Source organism: Calothrix sp. CBUCES-K 9914, from assembly GCF_059640475.1.
Map to the genome: position 1 here is coordinate 13492 of NZ_JBXXZH010000078.1, position 22606 is coordinate 36097.

Annotated in this window: 18 protein-coding genes and 3 pseudogenes; 14 read left to right on the forward strand and 7 right to left on the reverse strand. The window is 35.7% G+C overall.

Annotation, left to right across the window (positions count from 1 at the left end):
* The first annotated feature begins 9 nt into the window (after nucleotides 1–9).
* From AC2JBO_RS18645 to nifN, 7 genes are all read left to right on the forward strand, one after another.
* Complete coding sequence (locus AC2JBO_RS18645) at nucleotides 10–1011, forward strand: LLM class flavin-dependent oxidoreductase (RefSeq protein ID WP_496955147.1); 1002 nt, start codon at nucleotides 10–12, stop codon at nucleotides 1009–1011.
* Between the two features lie 33 nt (nucleotides 1012–1044).
* Nucleotides 1045–1428 carry a hypothetical protein gene (locus AC2JBO_RS18650; RefSeq protein ID WP_496955148.1) on the forward strand — a complete coding sequence of 128 codons (384 nt, stop codon included), beginning with the start codon at nucleotides 1045–1047 and terminating at the stop codon, nucleotides 1426–1428.
* 331 nt (nucleotides 1429–1759) lie between these two features.
* Nucleotides 1760–2077: a hypothetical protein gene (locus tag AC2JBO_RS18655; RefSeq protein WP_496955149.1), complete on the forward strand. Its 318-nt coding sequence runs from the start codon at nucleotides 1760–1762 to the stop codon at nucleotides 2075–2077.
* Between the two features lie 607 nt (nucleotides 2078–2684).
* The gene (locus AC2JBO_RS18660; protein ID WP_496955150.1) at nucleotides 2685–3815 is read left to right on the forward strand and encodes an XRE family transcriptional regulator; all 1131 of its coding nucleotides are present in this window, start codon (nucleotides 2685–2687) and stop codon (nucleotides 3813–3815) included.
* A 739-nt stretch (nucleotides 3816–4554) separates the two neighbouring features.
* A complete protein-coding gene (nifH, locus tag AC2JBO_RS18665; protein WP_496955151.1) occupies nucleotides 4555–5529 on the forward strand; it encodes a nitrogenase iron protein in 975 nt (324 codons plus the stop codon).
* A 255-nt stretch (nucleotides 5530–5784) separates the two neighbouring features.
* Nucleotides 5785–7083, forward strand: a complete 1299-nt coding sequence (locus tag AC2JBO_RS18670) for a nitrogenase component 1 (protein ID WP_496955152.1) — start codon at nucleotides 5785–5787, stop codon at nucleotides 7081–7083.
* Nucleotides 7084–7111: 28 nt separating this feature from the next.
* The gene (gene nifN / locus AC2JBO_RS18675; protein WP_496955153.1) at nucleotides 7112–8398 is read left to right on the forward strand and encodes a nitrogenase iron-molybdenum cofactor biosynthesis protein NifN; all 1287 of its coding nucleotides are present in this window, start codon (nucleotides 7112–7114) and stop codon (nucleotides 8396–8398) included.
* Nucleotides 8399–8484: 86 nt separating this feature from the next.
* Here the strand turns inward: nifN and AC2JBO_RS18680 are convergent, their stop codons facing one another.
* From AC2JBO_RS18680 to AC2JBO_RS18695, 4 genes are all read right to left on the reverse strand, one after another.
* Nucleotides 8485–8727, reverse strand: coding sequence for a DUF1902 domain-containing protein (locus AC2JBO_RS18680; RefSeq protein WP_496955154.1), 243 nt, complete (start codon nucleotides 8725–8727; stop codon nucleotides 8485–8487).
* Nucleotides 8728–9001: 274 nt separating this feature from the next.
* Nucleotides 9002–9538 (reverse strand): hypothetical protein, encoded by a 537-nt coding sequence (locus tag AC2JBO_RS18685; protein WP_496955155.1) that lies wholly within the window; start codon nucleotides 9536–9538, stop codon nucleotides 9002–9004.
* 134 nt (nucleotides 9539–9672) lie between these two features.
* Nucleotides 9673–9906 (reverse strand): nucleotidyltransferase domain-containing protein, encoded by a 234-nt coding sequence (locus AC2JBO_RS18690; protein ID WP_496955156.1) that lies wholly within the window; start codon nucleotides 9904–9906, stop codon nucleotides 9673–9675.
* A gap of 205 nt (nucleotides 9907–10111) precedes the next feature.
* Nucleotides 10112–10606 carry a hypothetical protein gene (locus AC2JBO_RS18695; RefSeq protein ID WP_496955157.1) on the reverse strand — a complete coding sequence of 165 codons (495 nt, stop codon included), beginning with the start codon at nucleotides 10604–10606 and terminating at the stop codon, nucleotides 10112–10114.
* A gap of 41 nt (nucleotides 10607–10647) precedes the next feature.
* Here AC2JBO_RS18695 and AC2JBO_RS18700 point away from each other — a divergent pair, with 41 nt between their 5' ends.
* The 6 genes and pseudogenes from AC2JBO_RS18700 to AC2JBO_RS18725 all read left to right on the forward strand — a co-directional run bounded on the left by AC2JBO_RS18700 (nucleotide 10648) and on the right by AC2JBO_RS18725 (nucleotide 17104).
* Entirely contained in the window at nucleotides 10648–11619 is a 972-nt protein-coding gene (locus tag AC2JBO_RS18700) for a hypothetical protein (RefSeq protein ID WP_496955158.1), read from the forward strand.
* A complete protein-coding gene (locus AC2JBO_RS18705; RefSeq protein WP_496955159.1) occupies nucleotides 11616–11867 on the forward strand; it encodes a hypothetical protein in 252 nt (83 codons plus the stop codon). Before AC2JBO_RS18700 ends, AC2JBO_RS18705 begins: the two co-directional genes overlap by 4 nt.
* Nucleotides 11868–11889: 22 nt before the next feature.
* Entirely contained in the window at nucleotides 11890–12420 is a 531-nt protein-coding gene (locus AC2JBO_RS18710; protein ID WP_496955160.1) for an alpha-ketoglutarate-dependent dioxygenase AlkB, read from the forward strand.
* 1909 nt (nucleotides 12421–14329) lie between these two features.
* Nucleotides 14330–15076 carry a Uma2 family endonuclease gene (locus AC2JBO_RS18715; RefSeq protein WP_496955161.1) on the forward strand — a complete coding sequence of 249 codons (747 nt, stop codon included), beginning with the start codon at nucleotides 14330–14332 and terminating at the stop codon, nucleotides 15074–15076.
* Between the two features lie 409 nt (nucleotides 15077–15485).
* Nucleotides 15486–15919, forward strand: a pseudogene (locus AC2JBO_RS18720) (formylglycine-generating enzyme family protein); the annotation flags it as partial.
* 636 nt (nucleotides 15920–16555) lie between these two features.
* On the forward strand, nucleotides 16556–17104 hold the full coding sequence (locus AC2JBO_RS18725) for a Uma2 family endonuclease (RefSeq protein ID WP_496955162.1): 549 nt from the start codon (nucleotides 16556–16558) through the stop codon (nucleotides 17102–17104).
* A 1-nt stretch (nucleotide 17105) separates the two neighbouring features.
* Here the strand turns inward: AC2JBO_RS18725 and AC2JBO_RS18730 are convergent, their stop codons facing one another.
* Together AC2JBO_RS18730 and rsmA are read right to left on the reverse strand one after the other, a co-directional pair.
* On the reverse strand, nucleotides 17106–17723 hold the full coding sequence (locus AC2JBO_RS18730; RefSeq protein WP_496955163.1) for a hypothetical protein: 618 nt from the start codon (nucleotides 17721–17723) through the stop codon (nucleotides 17106–17108).
* An 881-nt stretch (nucleotides 17724–18604) separates the two neighbouring features.
* Nucleotides 18605–19471: a 16S rRNA (adenine(1518)-N(6)/adenine(1519)-N(6))-dimethyltransferase RsmA gene (rsmA, locus tag AC2JBO_RS18735; protein WP_496955164.1), complete on the reverse strand. Its 867-nt coding sequence runs from the start codon at nucleotides 19469–19471 to the stop codon at nucleotides 18605–18607.
* A 1368-nt stretch (nucleotides 19472–20839) separates the two neighbouring features.
* On the opposite strand from rsmA, the pseudogene AC2JBO_RS18740 reads away from it, so the two are divergent.
* A pseudogene (locus tag AC2JBO_RS18740) lies at nucleotides 20840–21508 on the forward strand (serine/threonine protein kinase); the annotation flags it as partial.
* An 18-nt stretch (nucleotides 21509–21526) separates the two neighbouring features.
* On the opposite strand, the pseudogene AC2JBO_RS18745 reads toward AC2JBO_RS18740, so the two are convergent.
* Nucleotides 21527–22219 (reverse strand): annotated as a pseudogene (locus tag AC2JBO_RS18745) (transposase family protein); the annotation flags it as partial.
* Between the last annotated feature and the right edge of the window lie 387 nt (nucleotides 22220–22606).

Sequence of the window (22606 nt, forward strand, 5' to 3'; positions counted from 1 at the left end):
AAACGTGTTATGAAAACTGGACTTTTTTGTAACTTCGAGAATCATCACAACTCAGACCACCGCGCGTTTAACGAACAAATAGCATTAATTAAACATGCTGAAAGTTTAGGTTTTGAAGAAGCATGGTTAACAGAGCATCATTTCAACGATTTTAGCGTTAGTTCATCAACATTGATGTTAATGGCGCACCTGGCTGGTATTACTTCTACTATTAAATTAGGTTCTGCTGCTGTTTTACTAGCATTTCACAATCCTATCTCTATTGCAGAAGATATTGCAACATTAGATCATTTGTGTAACGGGTGCCTAGCACTAGGTATTGCGAAAGGCGGGCCGTTTTCAGACCAAAATAAGCATTTTGACACGTTAATGAATGAGTCGCGCGCGAAAACAATCGAAGCGATGAACTTAATTCATAGATTATTATACGATAATAACGTTTCATTTCAGGGTAAATATTACCAGTGCGATAACGTTTCAATTTATCCCAAACCGTATCAAAGTAAAATTCCTGTATATGTAGCAACGAGTGATGATGAAGCTATTACCTTCGCTGCGGTTAATTCATTTGGACTAATGGGAGGCGCCCTGTTTCCATTAAGTAAACTCAAAAATAATGTTACTAAATACCGGGAAATTAATCCTAGTGGCGCCGATAAGTTAATGATAGCGAGATTGTTTTATATGGCGCCGACTGATGATGAAGCAGTCAATGAAGCACTGCCATTTATAAGAACATTTAGCGCGCGGATGAAAGGATTTCGCGCTAAAGCAGAAAATCTTGATAATCAAAGTCAGCATCTGCAATCATTAGAAAGTCACAAAACTTGTTTTGATGAAGATGTTTTACTAGAAAACTCAATTATTGGAAGCATTGAAACCTGCCGTGATAGAATCAAACGCTTCCAAGACGAACTGAGCCTAGATACCTTAGCTCTAAAACCCGCTTGTTTCGATTTGGAAAAAAGTCTCAAAAGTTTGACCCTCTATAACGAACAAATACGCAATTAATAACGTCTCAAAAAATTAAAAAATATTACCCATATGTATATACCTTCTCTTCCCCCCGATGATATGTCTTTACCAATAATAAATCAACGGGATACTGCACTACGAAACAGCCTCGAAAAAGCTATCAGCAAATCCTTCTATCAAGCACTAGACGAACAAACAAAAATTTTACTTAACAAGTGTGATTGGTATTTTACAACCAAAGCTAGCGCGCCGACACTAATTATTATTTGCTCAAACAGTCAAAGTTATTCTTATATCCAAAAAGCACTTTACAAAATAGTCAAAACACTAAGACTATTTTGTAATGAAGCCAACATTAGCGTCAGTCCTCCAATAGGTAAAGGAGAGCCTTGGCATATTATCATTCGAGAAGATGAAACAACTGTAGATGAAATTAGTGGTCTTGGTGCGTGATGCCATAAAAATCTTTCAATGAAGCGAATAATTTAACAGCCTAATTGCACCCTAACATTTGGTGTAGATTGAGGAATACATGAGTATTCATTAATCTACACCAATTATTATGTCTGGTGCATCAATAGTAGAATATGCATTTTTGAACAATAAACATTGTTACTCATCACGTTTGTATTGAAAGAACTAAACGAACATCGTTTTTGTACAAAACTAAGATATGTGTGGAAAGCTTATGATTCTATAAAGTTGGAAGCTGGTCCACATTGTATGTATTGAGCCGAAAAATGGTTAATCTTGTTCTTATCAATATAATCAAAGGAATTACCCAATGACTGAATATCAAGACTTTATTGCTATAGCTTCTAAATTTATTGACAAAGATACTGATGCTAACTGGATATATCGCTATATTGTTGATGGACTCACTGAACACGGATTCAGCACTAAAATGTCTGAAACTTATGCCACACTTTTGATTGGGGAAGAGTTATTTCATCCGAATGAAAGCGATTTTGCCTCTTATCTCGGTACTGTACAGTCAACGTTCCCACAGTTAAGTCCAGAAGGCCACGCTGCTATACTAGAAGCAGCTAGTAAATGTGTCCATGATTACTATCACCAAGAAGTAGATACACAAAAACTGTAGTAGAGTAGGCGCCAATACTGCATAGAATAAAGATTTAATTTCTATTTAATTTCTACTTAATTTCCCTCTCTTGTCCTTCCGAATTCGCGGGGTAGTGAGGGAATCAAAACTATTAAAAAAAACTTTATATATAGTCAGATATAATTTATGATACGTATTTTATCATACATTTTAAATATTTTTTGCTTCAATAAACATTAAAGCAAACTATCTAAATCTTTTTGAATTAGACTGATATTTAGATTTGACCTGTGAATATAAGTACTATTTCGGCATTAAGAGCTTATTACCAACCAAGTTGGGCAAATTAGCAATTTATTAAGTAAAATAAAGACTTTGCTTTTATTCCACTCGTTGATATTTTTCTTGAAGCGCAAAAATTAAAGCTATGTGTATGCTATGCTTGTCTGGTAAAGGTTAAGAGCAGCAAATTATTTTATAAATAAGCGCAGCTTTTAAACAAAGTGGAAATCCAAAACAGCAAGAATTTTAGTAAAATGCTCGCAGTGCTTGCTCTACAAAAAAGTAAAAGTTAGTAAATCTCTTAAACTTTTCCTCTTTTATCATAGTTTACTGCTATGCACTCTCTAGCCCCAGATAAATCAGTATGAAGCAAGGCACAAACCTTAGTAACAACCTAAAATCTATTAGGACTCGTCTAGGCATGAGTCAGCAGGATTTGGCGAATATTGCCGGTGTTACTCGCCAAACTATAAGTGGTGTTGAGTCTTCACAGTATACCCCATCAGTTGCTATCAGCTTGCGGTTAGCTAAGGCACTCGGTTGCAAAGTTGAAGATTTATTCTGGATGGAGGAAGATTTACCAACTATTGAAGCAACACTTGCCGCTTCTACTTTTACCGAAGGAAAGTTACGAGTTAGTTTAGCAAAGGTTGGGGGAAGATGGGTAGCCCATCCTCTAGTTGGAAAAAATGCATTTCGCACAGAAATGATACCAGCAGATGGTGAGGTAGTTGATAATGTTAATAAAGGCAAAGTTTTGGTGCAAGTGCTAGATGATGCTGAAAAGCTGCAAAATTCAGTACTAATAGCAGGTTGTGCCCCTGTAATTTCTCTTTGGGCTAAAGCTAGCGAACGTTGGCATCCGCAGTTACGAGTGCATTACACTTTTGCAAATAGTATGGATGCTTTGCGCTCTTTATCTAGAGGTGAAGTTCACATTGCTGGTATGCATTTATATGACCCTAATACGCAGGAATACAATATTCCTTTTGTGAGGGAGGTGTTACATGATAGAGAAGCTGTATTAATTACTATTGGTGTTTGGGAAGAGGGGTTGTTAGTGCCATTAGGGAACCCTTTGGAGATCAAAACTATTAAAGATTTGGTCGAAGCAAGAGCGACTATTGTTAACCGCGAAGTCGGAGCCGGTAGTCGAATGGTTTTAGAGCAACAAATGAAACAAGAACGAGTGGCGCCATCAGCTCTCAAGGGGTTTAACCATACTGTTTACAGTCACCAAGATGTTGCTTCCTCTGTTATTTCGGGAACTGCAGATGCTGGTATTAGTACAGCTTCGGTAGCTAAGATGTTCGGGTTGGGATTTGTGCCCCTACATTCCTCACGGTACGACTTGGTAATTATTAAAGAGTATCTTGAAGAGGCGCCAGTCCAGCAGTTGCTCAGTACTTTAGGACACCGCTTTGTAAAATCTCAGTTAGAAATCCTTGGTGGTTATGATACTAGCTCTTTGGGAGAAGTGGTAGCAAGTATTTAGTCTATACCACACCCGAAATAACTGAACAATCATTAATAATATTATATTTGACAAGAAAATTTTACATGATTGTAGAGACCGAACATATTCGGTCTTATTTTTTATCTAAACAAACCATCATCAAGTCAAACAATTCATCATAGTTTTTGTATATTTTTTGTTTGAGCGAATACTAACAAAAACTAAATAAAAGTTTTTATATAACATTTCGATTAACACATGTTTTATTCTAACAAATACACGTATGTATTTTTTCGGAATTAGTGATGGACTACCAACCAAGTTGGCAATAAGTAATAAGTTAAGTGATAAAATAATGACTTGACAAAATTATTGATTTAATATTTTTTTCAGAAACGCAAAAATTTCAGCAATGTGTATGTTATGCTTGTCTTAGAAAGGTTGAGAGCAGCAAATTATCTTATTAATAAGGACAGCTTTTAACCAGAGCGAGAATCATAAACAGCAAATCTTTTAGCTTTGGGTGTGCTGTGCTTGCTCTAAAACTAGTCAAAGGTTGGTAAATCTGGTAAATCTGTTAAACGCTTCTGTTACTTTTCAAGATAAACCAGCCTGACTGCTACTTCAATTAACTTTGTAGCAGTAAAAAATTTCTAACAACTTAAATTATGTGTGACGAACACTTACTAAATGATGTGGAACGGGCGCCACCAGTTACCGTACTACATGCAAATCGTACTTACACAAATCAACCCAAACAATTCTAGGAGAAATAGTCATGTCAGACGATAAAATCAGACAAATTGCTTTCTACGGTAAAGGTGGTATTGGTAAATCTACCACTTCTCAAAATACTCTCGCAGCAATGGCAGAAGTTGGACAACGCATTTTGATTGTCGGATGCGACCCAAAAGCAGATTCGACACGATTAATTCTTCACACCAAAGCTCAAACTACCGTGTTGCACTTAGCTGCTGAACGAGGCGCCGTTGAAGACCTAGAACTCGAAGAAGTAGTTATTGAAGGTTTCCGAGGTATCAAGTGCGTAGAATCTGGTGGTCCTGAGCCTGGTGTGGGTTGTGCTGGTCGCGGTATTATCACCGCGATTAACTTCTTAGAAGAAAACGGCGCCTACCAAGATGTAGACTTTGTATCTTACGACGTACTCGGTGACGTAGTTTGTGGTGGCTTCGCTATGCCAATACGTGAGGGGAAAGCGCAAGAGATTTACATCGTTACATCAGGTGAAATGATGGCAATGTTTGCTGCTAACAACATTGCTCGTGGAGTTCTTAAATACGCTCATACTGGTGGTGTGCGCTTGGGGGGTCTAATTTGTAATAGCCGCAAAACAGACCGGGAAGACGAACTAATTACCACATTAGCAACCCGCCTTAGCACTCAAATGATTCACTTCGTCCCGCGCGATAACATTGTGCAACACGCAGAACTGCGACGGATGACTGTCAACGAGTACGCACCAGATAGCAACCAAGCGAATGAATATCGCACATTAGCAGACAAGATTATCAACAATACAAATCTTGCTATTCCTACACCAATTGAGATGGATGAGCTAGAGGAGTTGCTAATTGAATTTGGTATTCTTGAAAGCGAAGAAAATGCAGCTAAACTTGTTGGTGTCACTGCTGCTCAAGCAGACAACGAGAAAAAACAAGAAGATGCTGAAGGTGAAGCTCTTGAAGCGCTGAAAAAAGGCAACGTTGAAATAGTTGCTGGTGAGAAAAAATAAATAAGTAGCTGTAAGGTGGCTTCGGCCACCCTACTAAATATTATTCAAAAAACAGGAGGTGAAATTATAGTTGATTAATAGGCTAATTATATTGTACTAACAAATATTTAAACAGCGAAATACTAATTTAGTTTTTCGTATTCTCCTGTAATTGGTTACTTCATATGAGGGTGGTAAATAGTTTTTTATCATCCTCATTTTTTTCACTAAAGCAATCAGCATACTCATCTAAAATTCTCTAATATTACAACACAAATGAACACTAATCAAGAAATAATTAATGAACTTTTTAACGCGCATAAATCGCCCATACAGCTTGATGTTCAAGAAGACTGTGCTTTTGATGGCGCCATGAGTGTTCTAGTATTAATTGCTGATGCTGCTCATTTAGTCCACGGTCCAACCGGGTGTGTTGGCACTTTTTTAGGAAATAACAATTCTATTAATTATATACACAGAATTCGCTTTACTACCGATATGGAAGAAAGCGATATTATTTTTGGTGGCGCCAAAAAGTTATATAAAGCTATAATTGAAGTACATCGTCGTTACAAGCCAACTGCAATATTTGTTTATTCTACCTGTGTTTCTGCAATGATTGGTGATGATATCAATGGTACTTGTCAAGATGCTACTGAGCAATTACTAATTCCAGTTATCCCTGTAGATTCACCAGGTTTTATTGGTAATAAAAAGTTAGGTACTCGTCTAGCTACTGATGTTTTACTCGAACACGTTATCGGTACTGCTGAACCTGAATTGATTACAGAGTATGATATTAACTTGATTGGTGATAACGATGATGGCGCCATTGATTATATCGAGTCATTATTGGAAAAAGTGGGAATTCGAGTTTTAGCCAAAATTGCAGGCAACACACACTACGAAGAACTTTGCTATGCTCATCGTGCCAAGATCAACGTGGTTATTTCTTCCAAAGCGTTGCTGAAAATGTCGAAAAAAATGGAGAAGCGCTTTGGTATTCCTTATCTAGAAGAATCTTTTTATAGTCTTGAAGATATAAATAATTGTTTGCGAAGCATTGCGGCTAATCTAAACAAGAATTTAGAGCTAATAGAAGAGTTAATTGCTGAAGAAAATAATATTTTAAATTATCAACTTGATTTCTATCGTGAGCAATTTAAAAACAAACTAATGATTCTTGATATTATCAATGCTAAGAGTTGGGCTATATTATCTGTAGCAGTTAGCTTGGATATAGATATTATTCCAATTATATCACAAAAAATCAGTCAAGAATGTCAAATTAAAATTCAAAAAATACTAGGTCTAAATCCCATTGTTATAGAGTTAGGAGATTCAAGTAAAATTACCGAAATTATCAAAGAACATACAGCAGATATGTTAATTACTAGCGCGCGTTATCAATATACGGCAATGGTGGCACAAATACCTTTTCTAGACATTCATCAACACAACCATCATATTTATGCGGGTTATGCAGGAATTTCAAAAGTAGCACAAGAATTGTATGCAGCGTTTAACAGTCCTGTTTGGCACCAAATGCGTCAGCCAGCACTGTGGAAATCTTAAAGGAAATCTTAAATAGTTCTTTAAAATTATGGCAATTATTAGCATTACAAGTACATCGGTAGCAGTTAACCCTCTCAAACATAGTCAAGCAGTAGGCGCCACCTTAGCATTTATGGGGTTTGCGGGAATAATGCCAGTATTACATGGTTCACCTGGATGTAGTGCCTTTGCTAAAACTCCTTTAAGCAATCATTTTCGTGAAATAATTCCTCTCTCTACAACAGCCATGACAGAAGTTGTGACTGTCTTGGGTGGTGAGGAAAGCATTATACAAGCAATTCTAACGTTAGTGCAAAGACATAAACCAGAAATTCTTGGTTTGTGTACCACTGGACTAACGGAAACTAGAGGTGATGATATGGGGCGTTTTTTAAAAGAAATTCGCTTCTCTCTGCCACAATTAAATAACTTACCAATTGTGTTAGTTTCAACACCAGATTTTAAAGGTACATTACAAGATGGGTTTGCCGCGACAGTAGAGACTATTGTTAAAGAAATTCCTTATCAAAAAGAGAAACGAGATGAAAAGCAGGTAACGATTTTAGCTAGTTCTGCTTTTACACCTGGAGACGTACAAGAAATTAAAGAAATGTGTTTTGCTTTCGGCTTAAACCCAATTGTACTACCTGACCTTTCTGGTTTGCTAGATGCGGAATTTGATAATTTTAACAGTGCTGTAACCAATAGCGGAACTACCTTAGAACAACTGCGCTCACTTGGTAATTCTACTTTTACCTTAGCGTTAGGTGAAAGTATGCGACCTAGTGCTAGAATTTTACAACAGAAATTTAGAATTCCCTACGATGTTTTTAACGAACTTACAGGACTTCAAGCTACAGATAGATTTTTATACGCATTAACAGAAATCAGTGGTTCAAAAGTACCAAATAAATACCACCGTCAACGGCGCCAGTTACAACACGCAATGCTTTCCACTCACCTATATTTTAGCTGTAAACGAGTTGCTGTAGCACTCGAACCAGATTTACTATGGTTAACTATTGATTTTTTACAATCAATGGGAGCATCCATCCATGCAGCAGTAACAACCGCACGCTCTCCATTATTAGAAAAACTTCCGGTTTCTAGCATCACCATTGGTGACTTAGAAGATTTTGAACAACTTGCAGCTACTTCAGATTTACTAATTGCCAACTCACATGCAGAAGTTATTGCTAGACGTTTAAACATACCTTTATATCGTCAAGGAATCCCTATTTTTGACCGATTGGGTAATGCTCATTCTACCAAAATTGGCTATCGAGGCACAATGCAACAATTATTTGATATTGCTAACTTACTTATCAAAAATTGAAACCTAAGAGAATTTATTGTTCAAAATAGCAACCTGCATCTGAAAGAATTTTTTTCAAATCAGGAGTAAATGACACACCCATATAATTAAGCCACCTTAATTAACTCTTGCCGATGGCTAACTAGCTCAAAAGTGATTAAACCCACATAGTCAGGAGGCACAATAGAATTCAAAACGATAAGTTCTGGAATCATTTCTCGAAGCTTCTGTGTAAGAGTTTCAATTGTTGAAGCTTCTGTTACTAATCCTGGTACATCTTCACTGGTTGCTACCCATACTGAAGCCTCAGAATCCCAAACTGCTTCAACCTTACAGTTGATTTGTTCCATTCTCCCACGTTTTGTTTTGTTTAAAATTATTATTTCTAGTCTAATTCGTTTTTACTGATTTTACCCGCTTCATAGTACTATCTGACTATTTATACCAAGTATTGGAGAAAACTCCCGATAAAGTGTGCGCTCTGCACTAAGCGATGTTGAAAACCAAGGAAAAACACCCTGGTGTGTTTACAATTATTGGGAACCCTGAATAACGTCGTGGTGTATGGGTTGTAGGAGTGGGTTTTTCTTAATGTTCCTTGGGTTGGGTAAAAACTGATATTCATTACCATTCTAGAATTGCATATCTTTTTTTGACTGGGAAGTATCTCTTATTGTGGTGCATTTTGTATATTAATACTTTTCCGAATAAGGCGCCCGTTTCACCAACCCAAGGTAAACTGGCGAATTTATCAACTGTGGCGATAATAAAGCAGGGTAAACGATGATAAATTGGTTCGTCTACGGTGACAATGGGTAAATGCTTATTTCTGCTACCAGAAAAATTACAGCGACGGTTGCTACAACATATATGTAAATCTATTGGTTGGTCAGAAGGAACTAATTGAAATGAGTTGGGAGTAAATTCTGTATCGCACCAAGGACATTTTTCTAAAGGTATGGGTGAAGGGTTACGGTCATTTTTTTGAAAATCAAGCGTGCATTTTCTAGCACTATTATCATCTCCATCGTCTTTTTTACCCATGCGGTTGGGTGTCGCTGCTTGTCCCACCCATAGCCCAATTTCAAAAGGCCAAGTTCCCAATTTACCAGGATTTTGCTGTTGTTCCAAGTTGGTCGAGGGTGAGAAGTCGAAAAACATTTACACATTTTCTAAAAATCAAGTTTCAAGTAGGGTGTGTGGCGCCACGAATAAATATCGGTGTAATAATAAGGTTGATGGCGCCACGCACCAACGAAGATTACGGCATTTATAAATTATCTGTCAAAATTAAATCAATATAACGAACCGCAAAGGACGCAAAGGGCGCAAAGGAAGAAAGAAAAGAAAGAAAAAAGGTTTATCCTATATATAATATTGTCTGGTACAATTACACATAAATCAAGGTCGCTATATTTATGTGGGTTTCCCCAAGCATAGGAACCAAACAAGATAATTTCTTCAGGATTTAGTTCGTTTACGATACGTTGAGTGATTTCAGTAATTATGTCATCAGTGATAAATAGCATATTGCGTGTATGACGTTGCTATACAAAGCCTAATTGTAGCAACACTATAAAATAATGTATTTATTGTGGAGCAGGCATCCTTGCCCGCCCTTGTGTACTTCATTAGAGCGGGAACCTCTATATTTCCGGCGCCTTTTCAATCTCAATCTTATGCAGCACATAAAAACCGTAGAATGTACGGCACCATGAAAAAATATCAACATATTTAGGTAACTTGCAAACCGGGAATACTAGCATCTGCTTCTTTCTTTCGTGTCCCTCCTTTTTTAGCTGTATTTTTAGTATTTCCTTTTCCTTTGCTTTTATCTGCAACCTTCCCTCCTAAAGTTTCTGCTTCCGCGCGCTGTTGATTCAAATCTAGCAACCGTGCTAAAACCTCATCGTGGGTTTCCTCACCCCAACGAAGGTGCCAAGGTTTTTTCTTTTGTCGTCCATTACTGTTCTCTGCGTCTTCTTCCTCTTCATAGTCAAGCAGAAAATCGCAGTCCCAGAACTGTGCCAACCATTCCAACCAAGGGTTTCTCCAATCTCTCCTTTGAACAATACTGTATAATAAAAGTATGGCACCATTGGTTATTGACAACGAAAGTGATTGTTGGTGCCTTTGTCCAAATAATAACTGTTGTTTTTTCCCACTATAATAGGGTTGGCACCTTGTTGCAGTGATGGTAAATGTCCAAGCCAGCTGGAATGGCGCCAATTTTATCTGTTTATCTTATTAAATAAAAAAGTAAAAAATGTATGACACATCACGAAAATAAGATAATAAAACACAAGAACTATTTACTTCTAATAGATAATAACTTTTTAGATACGAACATAAAGTATCTTCAAGAAAATTTTTGCGGACAAATAATAAATACACTAGCAGAGTTGCCTACAAACATATCTGAAATAAGGATTTTTGCATGTGGTGATATCTCGGAAATAGAAGATTGTAACCTGCCTATATTTGTTATTAAAGAATGCTCCATAAACGCCATTACTAACCTCGGTATAAATTTTACAGAGATTTCATTAGGTGATGTACCTATTTTAATACACCAAGCTGGTGTGTATTATAGGCATTTATTTAAGGAGACTGATTATTTTTATAAAATAAAATCTGAGCATCAATTTCAAGAATTAACTGAATCTAATAAAGGAGGTATTGCCTTTAGAAAAGGTATTTATTTATCTGAAATAACCAAAGAAGAGGGATGTACAAACGAAGAAGTGCTACATTTCAATTTATTACGTTGCTCTAGTAATTTTAAAGGATCTACCGATAATTTTCGTGCTACTGATTATGCAATAATATCTAAAATAAATACTGAGTTACCATTTATCTTTGAGCATGATATAAAATTAAATCACGTATTGGCACAGATATATGAAAATAAAGTAAAAAGCGATGAAACAACGAAAGAGAAGAAGGCTAAGATAAAGGCACATTCAGATAAAACAAAAGATATGCCTAAACATGGACTTATAGCATTCTGTACCTTTTATAATGATTTAAATGTAGCGAATTTCAAACCTAGTACTACAGATATATTTGACTTATGCATTAATAACGTCAGTGTACTAACAAGGCTAGAGTTTAAACTAAAAGAGGACGTGAATGATGAAACTAAAGCAAAAGAGTTTACTGTGGTTTTGTATCCGAATTCAGTATTTATAATACCACTATCTACCAATAGATTACGCATGAAATTAAACCATCAGTTTTGAGTGTAGATAAAATACCCACAAGATTGGGGTATGTAGTGCGTTGCTCTAACCTTGAGGCTAAATATATCAATAATCAAACATTTATAAAAGAAAATGGACAATACTTGCCTCTTGAACAAATCACCGATGTACCATTTGAAAACTTAAAAAATTCTTATGTTAAAGAAAATAAAACTGGAAATGAAATTGAGTATGGCAAGGTTCATTTTAGTATGAATACAGGAGATTATTTAAAACCTAATTGTTAGTTAATGATTTAAATTATAAGTAATGAATACCAAGGATTTTCAACTTATTACTCTACAATTGCAGGGTAATACATTTAGTGAATTATATAATTCAGCGCAATTTGAAGCAGTGGGTAGTGGCAGATATGGCAATCATTTAGTGCAAGAAAACGAACATGGTATACCAATATTAAGAACAACAACCAAATATACCATACCAGCGGGCTATTTTAAGTCAATACATCAGCATATTATTAAATTCATAAATAATAATGTAACGTCGGAGCAAGAAACAATACATTTTAATAATGTATTAATTGAAGTGTATGATAGTAAATATTGTAAAATGGGTTATCATTCAGACCAAGCATTAGATTTAGACCCACATTCCTATATTGCGCTTTTTACTTGTTATGAAAACCCAAATGCTTTAACTGAATTGCAATTAAGAAAATTAAAAATAAAAGATAAACTCAGTAATGAAGAATTTGAAATAAAATTATCACATCATTCAGTAGTCTTGTTCTCTGTACAAACTAATGCAAAGTTTCAACATAAAATGTGTAACCTTTAGGTGTTCTAAAACATTTATAAATTTCCACAACCAGGTTCCTTTTTTTTAAACTGGTGAGCAGCTATTACAAGCTAATGAGGAGCAAACTCAAGAGTTTTATAAACTGAGAAAACAGGAAAATAATGAAACAAGATTTATATATCCACCCATACATTATACATTATCTATTGCAGATACATTAATGCCAAAAAACTGAAGTTAAGTTTTTTGTGAAGACGGCTTTCATTGCATACTACGCCAAATTTTATATAGTTTGTGTCTTATAAAACGAATAGTTTTTTGAGATGGCTAAAAGGTGTTATCTCAAATAAATAGTTTGCGTCAGTATAAAATCATTACAGAGAAGCATCATGGTCAGTTAGAATGTTTATCGGCTCCAGGCAATGGTACGGAATGTATCATAATAATACCCATCACTCAACAATCTAATACCCTATAAAGATTAATTTATGTATTTATAATTACATTTATTATTTTAGTCTAAGTATTTAACGCAAAATAAGCGCTTTTTTACAGGGCGAGTATAAACAATGGCTATATTTTTTATACATGAGTATATTGATTTGACAAGCTTTGTATTGACAAAACTGTGCCGAAACCACCTCTACTCAACATACTGCATTTTATCTAATTAGTTTGTATTAGTTCTAAATCGCTTATTTTTAAAGTTCCGATAGAGGCGCCAGCATATCTTGCTTAATCTATATTGTTTGTGTTAGTGCTAAATCGTTTGATAATTTATCAAACTCTAAAATGACTTATTTTCTGGATGTAAAATATTTGGTGCGTGACGCTACCAGTTTTATCGCTACGTTCAAGTTTTTTCATGGCATCACACACCCTACTTCATTACTCAACTGTATCCATAGCTTATTGCCACATAAAGTTTGTTTTCGTACTAAACAAGTGAATCTTTGGCAGTTGAAGAAATGTAAATGTGAACCGTGGTTCACATTATGGCGCATGTGCTGAAGGTGCCTTCATCACATACTATACTTTTATATTTTTTTCGTAAGCTTTTCAGGCTTTTTTAACTGGATAGTTATTTTATCCGTGCTGTACCTTTCATTATTGATGTAAGAAACTTTATATTAATTCAGGGTCTTCTCCGAGCTAATGCAGTTTAGCGGCTAAACTTTCAGCACGAGTAAGTTCGGTTTTCACTACTTTTTATTCCATAAAACCGAATTAAATACAAAAATAGCAATTTCATAAGGTTTTTTATGTATAAAAAAACACCAAGTTTATGTAATTTTTTGGTAGCCAGTAGCGACAAAGTAAACACCCCCCTTGTTGAAGCTGCCGCTTCATATACTCTAATTTTTTGTTCCGGTGAAGTGCTAAATGGAATCATAACATCTCTCTATATAAAAAGTTTCCCTTACTAATATGACGAATTTGTATTTTTAGTTTTGCCATTTCTCGCTTATCTATGTTTTCATTGCTCTTTACGTAGAAACCAGGTTTTTTAAACATCTAGGTGTTTCAACATTTACATTTTATTTTACTCGCACAACACAGGTTGACGCGCGACCTAGTGAATAAATTAGGATATCTGTCCTAATTACTTTAATCGTGTTCTCTGTGCTTATCTGGTAAAGATAGTTACCACTCTTAACACAAAGAACGTAATTATTGCGATACTGTCTAAACATCTAAATCCTATCTGTGTGACAATAAGAAATCTGTCACACTGAGTTGAAGCTAGTAAAAATGTTTTGTAGTATTATTCTACCTAAGCAAGAAAACATTAGTACCTGTTTCTAATGAGGGACTTTACCATGCCACAAAAAGATAGATATGGCTCAATTACCTGTTTCCATACTAAAATAGTACAAATATCCCCAAGCTGATACCATATTTAGGCATAGGTAAAATAAAGACAAAATTATTTATATGGGGATAAACAATGGTAACTCAACTTATTGCACCCAAATCATTTGAAACAGTCGTTACTTGGGAACCCTTGCCTGATGACTTCAAACTAAAGGACGACCCGGTGGAAAATACAGGACATCCGTTATTAGCTGGTGCTTTACGTGAAATTTTAGAAATTGCTGGGTATATTTTACCAACTATGTTAATTGCCTCTAATTTTGCTGTTTGTGCAACTTTAAATAGCGAATTTGTTGCAAAGGCGCCTGACTGGGTTTTTGTTGACCGTGTTAATCAGGTCTTAGGCAGTCGCAAAAGTTATACTCCTAATTTAGAGGGTAATACTCCTGCGGTTGTAATGGAATTTTTATCCAATGATAATATAGAGACGAACATGAAAGGTGATGAGTATTCGGCAAAACCAACTTATCCACCAGGTAAATGGTTTTTTTACGAGCAAATCTTACAAGTTCCAGTTTACGTAGTTTTTGAGCCAGAGGCAGGGCTATTAGAATTTTATAAGCTGGAAAACGGACGTTATAACCTAGAAATGCCAGATGAGAATGGGCGCCATTGGATAGCTTCAATGGGGTTATTCTTGGGAACATGGCGAGGAAGCAAAGAAGGAAGAACAGGCTACTGGTTACGTTGGTGGGACTCTTCTGGTAATTTACTACCTTGGGCAGTTGAAAAGCTTGAGCAAGAACGCCAACAAAAACAAAGATTGGCTGATTACTTACGCTCTCAAGGTATAGACCCTGATAACTTGCCAGAAATTTAAGCTGGGTGCGTGACAGTAATTTTGTCACGCATTATCTGGTGTTAAATATCATTGGACTGAAAAAATCTCAGCAAGTCATTACCCAAATCGTTAAAATTGCCTCTAGACGCTATGACTGCAACCCTGGAGAAATTTTAGATGGTCATACGGATTATCTTAATCTTTGCTACTGTTGTCTTTCAGTTACAACTGATCTCGAATCAAGTTTGTGCCGAAGTTGTCGAAGTTAGCTGAACAATAATTGTTTTTTCCTTAACTATACAGTCGTTCACGCCCCATTAACTCAAAATCAGTCAGCTATTCAACCGTGCATCACGACCCATTATCAATAAGGATTGAATGCTCCCGCAAAAGGCGCCTTTCATTATTGATGTAAGAAACTTTATATTAATTCAGGGTCTTCTCCAAGCTAGAGTTTTGTGAGCGACTTTCTAAATTTAGCGGGTGTAACTATAGATTGCCAAGCGAAGCTGAATGGGAATACGCTTGCCGAGCTGGAACTACTACACCGTTCCATTTTGGTGAAACTATTACAACTAAAATAGTGAATTTTCATGGTCAGTATTCAGATGCCCCTAAAGGTGAGTATAGAGAAAAAACTACCTCTGTAGGAATTTTTCCTCCCAATGCCTTTGGTTTATACGATACTCATGGTAATGTTTGGGAATGGTGTTCTGATGACTGGCATGAAAATTACTCTGGGGTGCCTGGATAACAAATGATTCTAGCCTAAAGCTGCTGCGCGGTGGTGCGTGGCTCAACAGTCCGCATAGCTGCCGTTCTGCTTCTCGCAACTGGTTCCATCCCGGCAACGTCACTTACTCCCTCGGGTTTCGGGTGGTGGTGCGGCGAGGACTGTTTAACCCTTTACACTCTTTCTCTTTTTCCCTTTACCCTTTTCGCGAGCTTAGTGAGCCAGATTTATTTCTCATTATACCATATCTAAGATTAACCAAGGCGCTATTATTTTTGCTGTTTAACTAAAAATACATCTAAACATTTAAATGTCTAAACATCTAGTTTGATATTTCAATTATTTTGGTATTGATAATGTGAAAATCTAAAACCTATTACCAAGCTTTTATAAGGTTTTAATTTTACCGTTTTAGCTGCTATTTTTAGTTATTATTAGGAAATAAAACCTCAAACTTAGACTAGTCTGAACTTTCAATTTTTGACCAAGATTATTGTTTTACGAGAGTGACAAAAGAGGGTTGTAATAAACAATTCTATACGATAAGTGAAGATAGAATAACCAATTATTTCTTTATTATGCTAATAAGCTTAATTTTTTTGTACTTATTGTATTAATCTAGGTGCGTGATGCTACGAAACTTTTTAGTCACAGTTTAAGTCATAGTAAAAACCTCCACATATCTTTTAATTTAACATCCCGCTATTAACCTCTCACTATTTGGCGGAAGTGATCTTTACATTAATTCTGCTATACTTTAAACAAGCACCGTCCGGGACAATTCAATGGTAAACGTCGCTGTCGTCTCAGAAAGCCTAAAAAATTTCTCTTTGGAAGATTGGACGCAAAATCCTCTCGATGAGACAGAATGGGTTAACGGGGAATTAATAGAGAAAAATGGCATGACGCTTAAACATGGTCAAGTTCAATCTGACTTATCTCGTCACTGGGGTAACTATAAAGATTCTAGTGGACTAGGAGGAAAAGTTTATACGGATGCCCCTTGTCTTACTAATATACAAGGTCGGCGCCCTGATGTTGCTTACCTAAGTCCCAATTTAGTTTCTCAATACGGAAATCAAAAAGTCCTTCCCCAAAGTTTTCCTCTCAGTGCTGAAATTGTCTCTCCTACTGATTATGCTGAAGAAGTTATTGCAAAAAGTGCCGAGTATTTACAATCTGGTGGTGAGGAGGTTTGGTTAGTCTATCCTGAAAACCGTTGGATTATTATTGTTACTAAAAATTCTCGGTTAATTTTCTCTTCTGGTGAAACAATTCGCACACAAAAAGTTTTATTAGGTTTTTGTATAGCTGTTGATGATTTACTGAATTGATTTATTTTGCTCGTGGGTATAAACTAGATGGAAGCTTTAAGCAGTATGCTCTTGGAACAACATCTATTATCCACCAATTAAATAAATCTCTCTTCGCTGTTGTAAAAGGAGAAATTGCATCGCCTGTAATAGCATCGTACAAAATATCGATAACTGCTTCATAGGCAAATTCTTTATTTAAACTTCTTACTAACCCGTAAAAAATGTTATACGCTTCGTCCGCTGCTTGATACATACCTCCTTCATTTATATCTGGAAATAAAGTATCTGCAAAATCATCAGGCACTTCAACATATTTTTCTATCCAATCATTAACCTTTTCTATAATTGTATTTGGTCTAATATCTTCAGGAAAGTAATGTTTTAATGTTGGTTGAACTGCAAGTGATATTCCTAGTGCCATATATACATATCTTTGATGTTCAATAGTATTGATTGGCATTCCAAAAGTTTGCAAAATTTCTTCAAATGCTTCTTCTACGTTGCATTTACCTCCATCATCATATAAGTCATAATATTTTCTACCCCAAACTTCATGTATTTTGTCAAGTAAATTATTTGGAAGCTGACACTCTTGAGGTAATTTTAATTCTCTATAGTAACCAGTAGATGATTTCATTTTTTAATCCTTTTACAATTAATATTTATTTAAATTCGTATTTTTAAATATTTCTTGTCCACCTCTCTTTGACTCTAAAGATAAATTACTTACTTTGGTAAGGTATATCAGAAAAAACAATTATTTTAATGTTCGGAAATTTACCCTTAAAATCTTGCTCACAGGTAATTATGCAGCCTGGACACATATTTCTTTCAGTATAAAGATATAGTATACCTTCTACATTTAATTTTAACTCATATTCTAAGAGTGCTTGAGTCAGTGCATTGAAAACTTTATATTCTCCATGAGCTTCATTTGGATAGGATGGATAACCAACAGTATCATCATGGGGTTCGTAATATTTTTTAAGTCCACCTTCTCTACCTGGTATATTTAAGGGCTGTGCTTTACTTGTACTAATTCTTCAGGTAGGTTTACGTCACCATGATAATAAATTGTTTTTGTTGTCATTATTACCTGAAAAGTTATTATTTAAAAATTCTACTTGAATCATAACTAATAATACTACTGTTTGTTGCTATGACTTTTTAATACTCGTTTAAGCGCCTTCACATAAGATGCTTACCTAAATTAATTTGTTCGTGTTATTACAAATTGATTAACTTTTGGGGTGCTGGTAGAGGCGCCAACTTGCTAAATTTCTTAACCTGCCTTAATCTCACGCAATCACAAACCTGGAGATGTTAGATTAAAATTAGGCTGTGGGAGAAGAGCTAGAAGTTGAAGAAATGTAAATGTGAACCGTGGTTCACATTTTGTTCTATGTCCTGAAGTTCAGTTTTTTAAGATAAGTGCAAGGTGTTCTGTCAAATAAATACTTTGCATCATGTCATTATGGGATTGGCTCATTTTTTAGCGAAAGCAATTTTATATTGTTTTTATTCTAACAAATTATTTTCTAACCCGTCATTCTGCTTAATTTCTTTTAATTTATTACTCAACTGTACCCATTGTTCAACACTAATATCTTCTCCGCGCGCAGCAGGGTTTACATTTAATCCTTCCAAGATAGTAGTCAACTCATCCCGTTCAATAATGCTTTGCAAATTATTCCGTAACATCTTTCGCTTTGCACTGAATCCTAATTTTACTATAGTCTCTAAAAATTTAGGTTCTGAAGCTTGATTCTCCAATTGACGTGGTATTAATCTTACTACAGCAGAATCTACTTTCGGCACCGGATGAAAAGCTTTAGCTGGAACTGTACAAATATATTCGCACTCTGCCAAATATTGTACACGCACTGTTAAGGCGCCGAAAACTCGACCACCAGGTTTTGCAACAATCCTTTCAGCTACCTCTTTCTGTATCAATAACACAATCGACTCATACGGTCTCACATTCGGATTAGCAATTGTCCCTAATAACTTCTCAATAATTGGTCCAGTAATATTATACGGAATGTTGGCTACTACTTTATTCTGCGGAAGAAACTTTTCAAAATTTTCAAGCTGAGATTCTACATCCAACTCTAAAAAATCACCTTGCAACAGTAAAAAATTCTCCCTCTTCCCAAACTCTTTTACCAACATCTTACACAAATCCTTATCGATTTCCACAGAAATCAAAGCCTCTACCAGGGGTAAAATTCTGCGTGTCAGAACCCCGGTTCCAGGTCCTATCTCTAAAACCCTGTCATCCTTGGTACACGCTGCCGTGCGTACTATGTCATCCAAAGCACTTTCACTTTTGAGCCAATGCTGGGCAAGAGACCTGCGCGTTCTTACTCCCCCTTTTCCTTTCATAGCAATACTTCCAGCCTCTCTACTAATTTCATTTTCTTACTTCTTACTTACTTGTTTTAGTAACGTTTTATCTCTATTTTATACAAATTTTATTGACTAAATGTAGGAGTTATGGTAATTGTACTAGGATTGTTGAGAAGAGAAGAGTGAGTTGAGTTAGTCTAGAGTAAAACATAAAACAAGGCGCCTGATTTAAGATGATATTGGTGAGCGTATACAAGTTTAAACCAAATTGGCTTAATTTAATTAACTCGATTTTAGGTGAATTTTATAGGTATGGTAGTTTGCTTGATGTACGGAAGTTATTTAAAAAGTAATTATAAGTTATTGAGGCGCCTACATGGCATATTGTTTACTGTGTTCTTACAAAAGTAAAATTTGAAACTGTATGAAATTTATCACTCGTATACAGCAACAGTAAAAATATTATTGCAAAATCATGAGTTACTATAAAATGTGATATTTGTACTTTCCTCTCTCTGTGAACTCCGCATCTCTGTTTTCAGGCGTTTATTTAAGATTAAGATACTTTGTTCATGACTCATGACACAAAACAACCTCTTAAGGTGCCTCAATACTTCTTTAGTTTTGAGTAATTATAGGTTTGATTAAGTAAAGTATTCAGGCAGACTACGAATTTTTGTATTTTTAGTGCGTATGAGAGAATATGTAGTAAGTTTTCCTTTGAGCATCATAAAAATGTGAACCGTGGTTCACATTTTTATGCACACAAGTTGTATGAGCGTTTCGGTGATACAATACAGACAATTTTATTGTGGTGGACTAAAAATCTGGCACCTGGAGCAAAAGCGTTGGTAATCAAGTACTTCATAGTACTATATAACTGTTAAAAATTAATCTACTCGACTAGATAAAACACGCAGCTGTACAAACATAAATACAGGTTTAAAGTATTGCAATTATATATGATACAAGATAATTAATGTCAAATTACAGTTTCGAGGCGCCGTAAGTTTTTAATTCGATTAGGGTGCGTCAAAGCTATTACAATCTTCAACAAAAAGAAAAATTATGTGCTTTGACGCACCATTTTTGATATCAGTACTGTTCTGGCATACAATCATTTTTATTTGGGTCATACTTCAAACTGCCGTAATTTTTGTTCAATATACATTTTGGCAGTTTTTGACCCCTATTTTCTCAAATCTTGTGAGAAATCCGGGTTAGATGTTTAGATGTTTGAATAAGTATAAGCTCGCCAAACGGCAACGTTATGGTATAGTTACAATACGTAGTAAGAGTATAGAACTTATCCTCTAAATTTCAGTATAAATTTTGGCTGTTTTTAGTAAATGACCTGCGATATCTGGGAATACTAAATCCAGAAATTGTTAGGATGAGCGCAATATGGTTAGTATTCTTATGACTATTCCCGGTTATCACATTAATGAACAACTATACAATGGTTCCAGAACGGTGGTTTATCGAGGGTATCGAGAAACTGACTCATTGCCTGTAGTCATTAAACTACTGAAAAATCCTTATCCCAGTTTCAGCGAACTTTTATCGTTTCGTAATCAGTACACTATTGCCAAAAATCTCAACTCACCCCTAATCATCCAAACCTACAGCCTAGAACCTTACCAAAATGGCTATGCGCTGGTGATGGAAGACTTTGGGGGAATTTCTTTAAAGGAATGGACGGGCAAAGGAAGGCAGCAATCTCTACAAGAGTTTTTAGTTCTAGCAATCACACTGTGTAATACCTTAGATATATTGTATCGAGAGCGGATTATTCACAAAGATATTAAACCCGCCAATATTTTAATTAATCCTGAAACAAAAGAAGTTAAATTAATCGACTTTAGTATTGCATCTTTACTACCACGGGAAACTCAAACACTCATCAATCCCAATGTCTTGGAAGGGACACTTACTTATATTTCCCCAGAACAAACAGGCCGAATGAACCGGGGAATTGACTACCGAACTGATTTTTATTCTTTGGGTGTAACTTTTTACGAATTACTTACAGGTAAGCCACCATTTCAATCAAACGATCCAATGGAGTTGCTGAAGGGGTGACAAAGGCGCCTACAACATAGATTCAATCAGCTTCATAGCTCTCATGCCTCGTTGATAATACTTCCGTTTATTGAGATTTAATTTCATTAATTCATTTACTAGTTCATTACAGTATTGTTTAAAATCGACCCAAGTTTGACCATATAAGCCAACGTAAAAACTACTATGCCTTCTTTCTATACGCCCATACTCTTTAACTCTAGAGACGTATTGTTGAATTCCTTTACGCTTAATTTCTTGCCCTTGAATTGTAGTAGCAGTGTATGCTATCGATATTAATAAAACTAGAGAAATAAAGCGTTGTCCAGATACGTTAGTATCTTCTAAGTTCTAACCTCCTTTTTTAAAATCTCTAAACATCTCTTCGTCTTGGAAAGTTTGGCGGGACGGAAGCCGACACCGCCAACTTTCCGCTATATCAAAACGTTTTTTATAAGCTGCTATCGCTGATTCTAATGAATCAAAACTAGTTAAAATAAACCATCCCTCTTTCGGCGCCACTCTCTTACAAACTTTGCCGCCCACGGAAACCGAGATGCGGCAAGTTTGCGCTCCTAAAATTTTACGCTTTCATTTACAAGCAACGTTGAAGCTTGTAAATCCCTTAGTCTTTGTAACTTTAGTTCCTTGAATAAACATTGAAGTACCAGGAACTAATCCTAAATCATTTAATTCAACCCAAATATCTTTTTTAATCTCAAGAGCTCCCTCTGCTTTCCGCCACAATGGTGAGTCTATCCCTGGAATTTGGAAATGCACCTGGATCGACAATCGCATATATCGGTTATGGCGTGGTACTGTCTGCTTTTTTACTGCCCGTTCGCTCATTTTTGACTTCATGGTTTAATTAAGGCTTACTGGGCTTATAATCCAGACTAATCAATCGATTCAGGCATTTGTGTTTAGTATAGGGCTTTTAGCTATCTTACGATTTAAGCTACCCCTATGCCTTAAATAACCGCTTCTCAGAGGCTTCTGTGATAGTCATAAATGTTACTATGAATTCATAAATTACTTAGAAATAGCCTTTTTTCTTTTACATCAAGGCTTCAATTCCCCTTTGGTTCTAAAAATAAGCGAACGCCCAGT

Bases quoted from the DNA above. Each gene is read 5' to 3' on its own strand.
- AC2JBO_RS18645 (WP_496955147.1), top strand. From the start codon at position 10: ATGAAAACTGGACTTTTTTGTAACTTCGAGAATCATCACAACTCAGAC.
- AC2JBO_RS18650 (WP_496955148.1), top strand. From the start codon at position 1,045: ATGTATATACCTTCTCTTCCCCCCGATGATATGTCTTTACCAATAATA.
- AC2JBO_RS18655 (WP_496955149.1), top strand. From the start codon at position 1,760: ATGACTGAATATCAAGACTTTATTGCTATAGCTTCTAAATTTATTGAC.
- AC2JBO_RS18660 (WP_496955150.1), top strand. From the start codon at position 2,685: ATGAAGCAAGGCACAAACCTTAGTAACAACCTAAAATCTATTAGGACT.
- nifH (WP_496955151.1), top strand. From the start codon at position 4,555: ATGTCAGACGATAAAATCAGACAAATTGCTTTCTACGGTAAAGGTGGT.
- AC2JBO_RS18670 (WP_496955152.1), top strand. From the start codon at position 5,785: ATGAACACTAATCAAGAAATAATTAATGAACTTTTTAACGCGCATAAA.
- nifN (WP_496955153.1), top strand. From the start codon at position 7,112: ATGGCAATTATTAGCATTACAAGTACATCGGTAGCAGTTAACCCTCTC.
- AC2JBO_RS18680 (WP_496955154.1), bottom strand. From the start codon at position 8,727: ATGGAACAAATCAACTGTAAGGTTGAAGCAGTTTGGGATTCTGAGGCT.
- AC2JBO_RS18685 (WP_496955155.1), bottom strand. From the start codon at position 9,538: ATGTTTTTCGACTTCTCACCCTCGACCAACTTGGAACAACAGCAAAAT.
- AC2JBO_RS18690 (WP_496955156.1), bottom strand. From the start codon at position 9,906: ATGCTATTTATCACTGATGACATAATTACTGAAATCACTCAACGTATC.
- AC2JBO_RS18700 (WP_496955158.1), top strand. From the start codon at position 10,648: ATGACACATCACGAAAATAAGATAATAAAACACAAGAACTATTTACTT.
- AC2JBO_RS18710 (WP_496955160.1), top strand. From the start codon at position 11,890: ATGAATACCAAGGATTTTCAACTTATTACTCTACAATTGCAGGGTAAT.
- AC2JBO_RS18715 (WP_496955161.1), top strand. From the start codon at position 14,330: ATGGTAACTCAACTTATTGCACCCAAATCATTTGAAACAGTCGTTACT.
- AC2JBO_RS18725 (WP_496955162.1), top strand. From the start codon at position 16,556: ATGGTAAACGTCGCTGTCGTCTCAGAAAGCCTAAAAAATTTCTCTTTG.
- AC2JBO_RS18730 (WP_496955163.1), bottom strand. From the start codon at position 17,723: ATGAAATCATCTACTGGTTACTATAGAGAATTAAAATTACCTCAAGAG.
- rsmA (WP_496955164.1), bottom strand. From the start codon at position 19,471: ATGAAAGGAAAAGGGGGAGTAAGAACGCGCAGGTCTCTTGCCCAGCAT.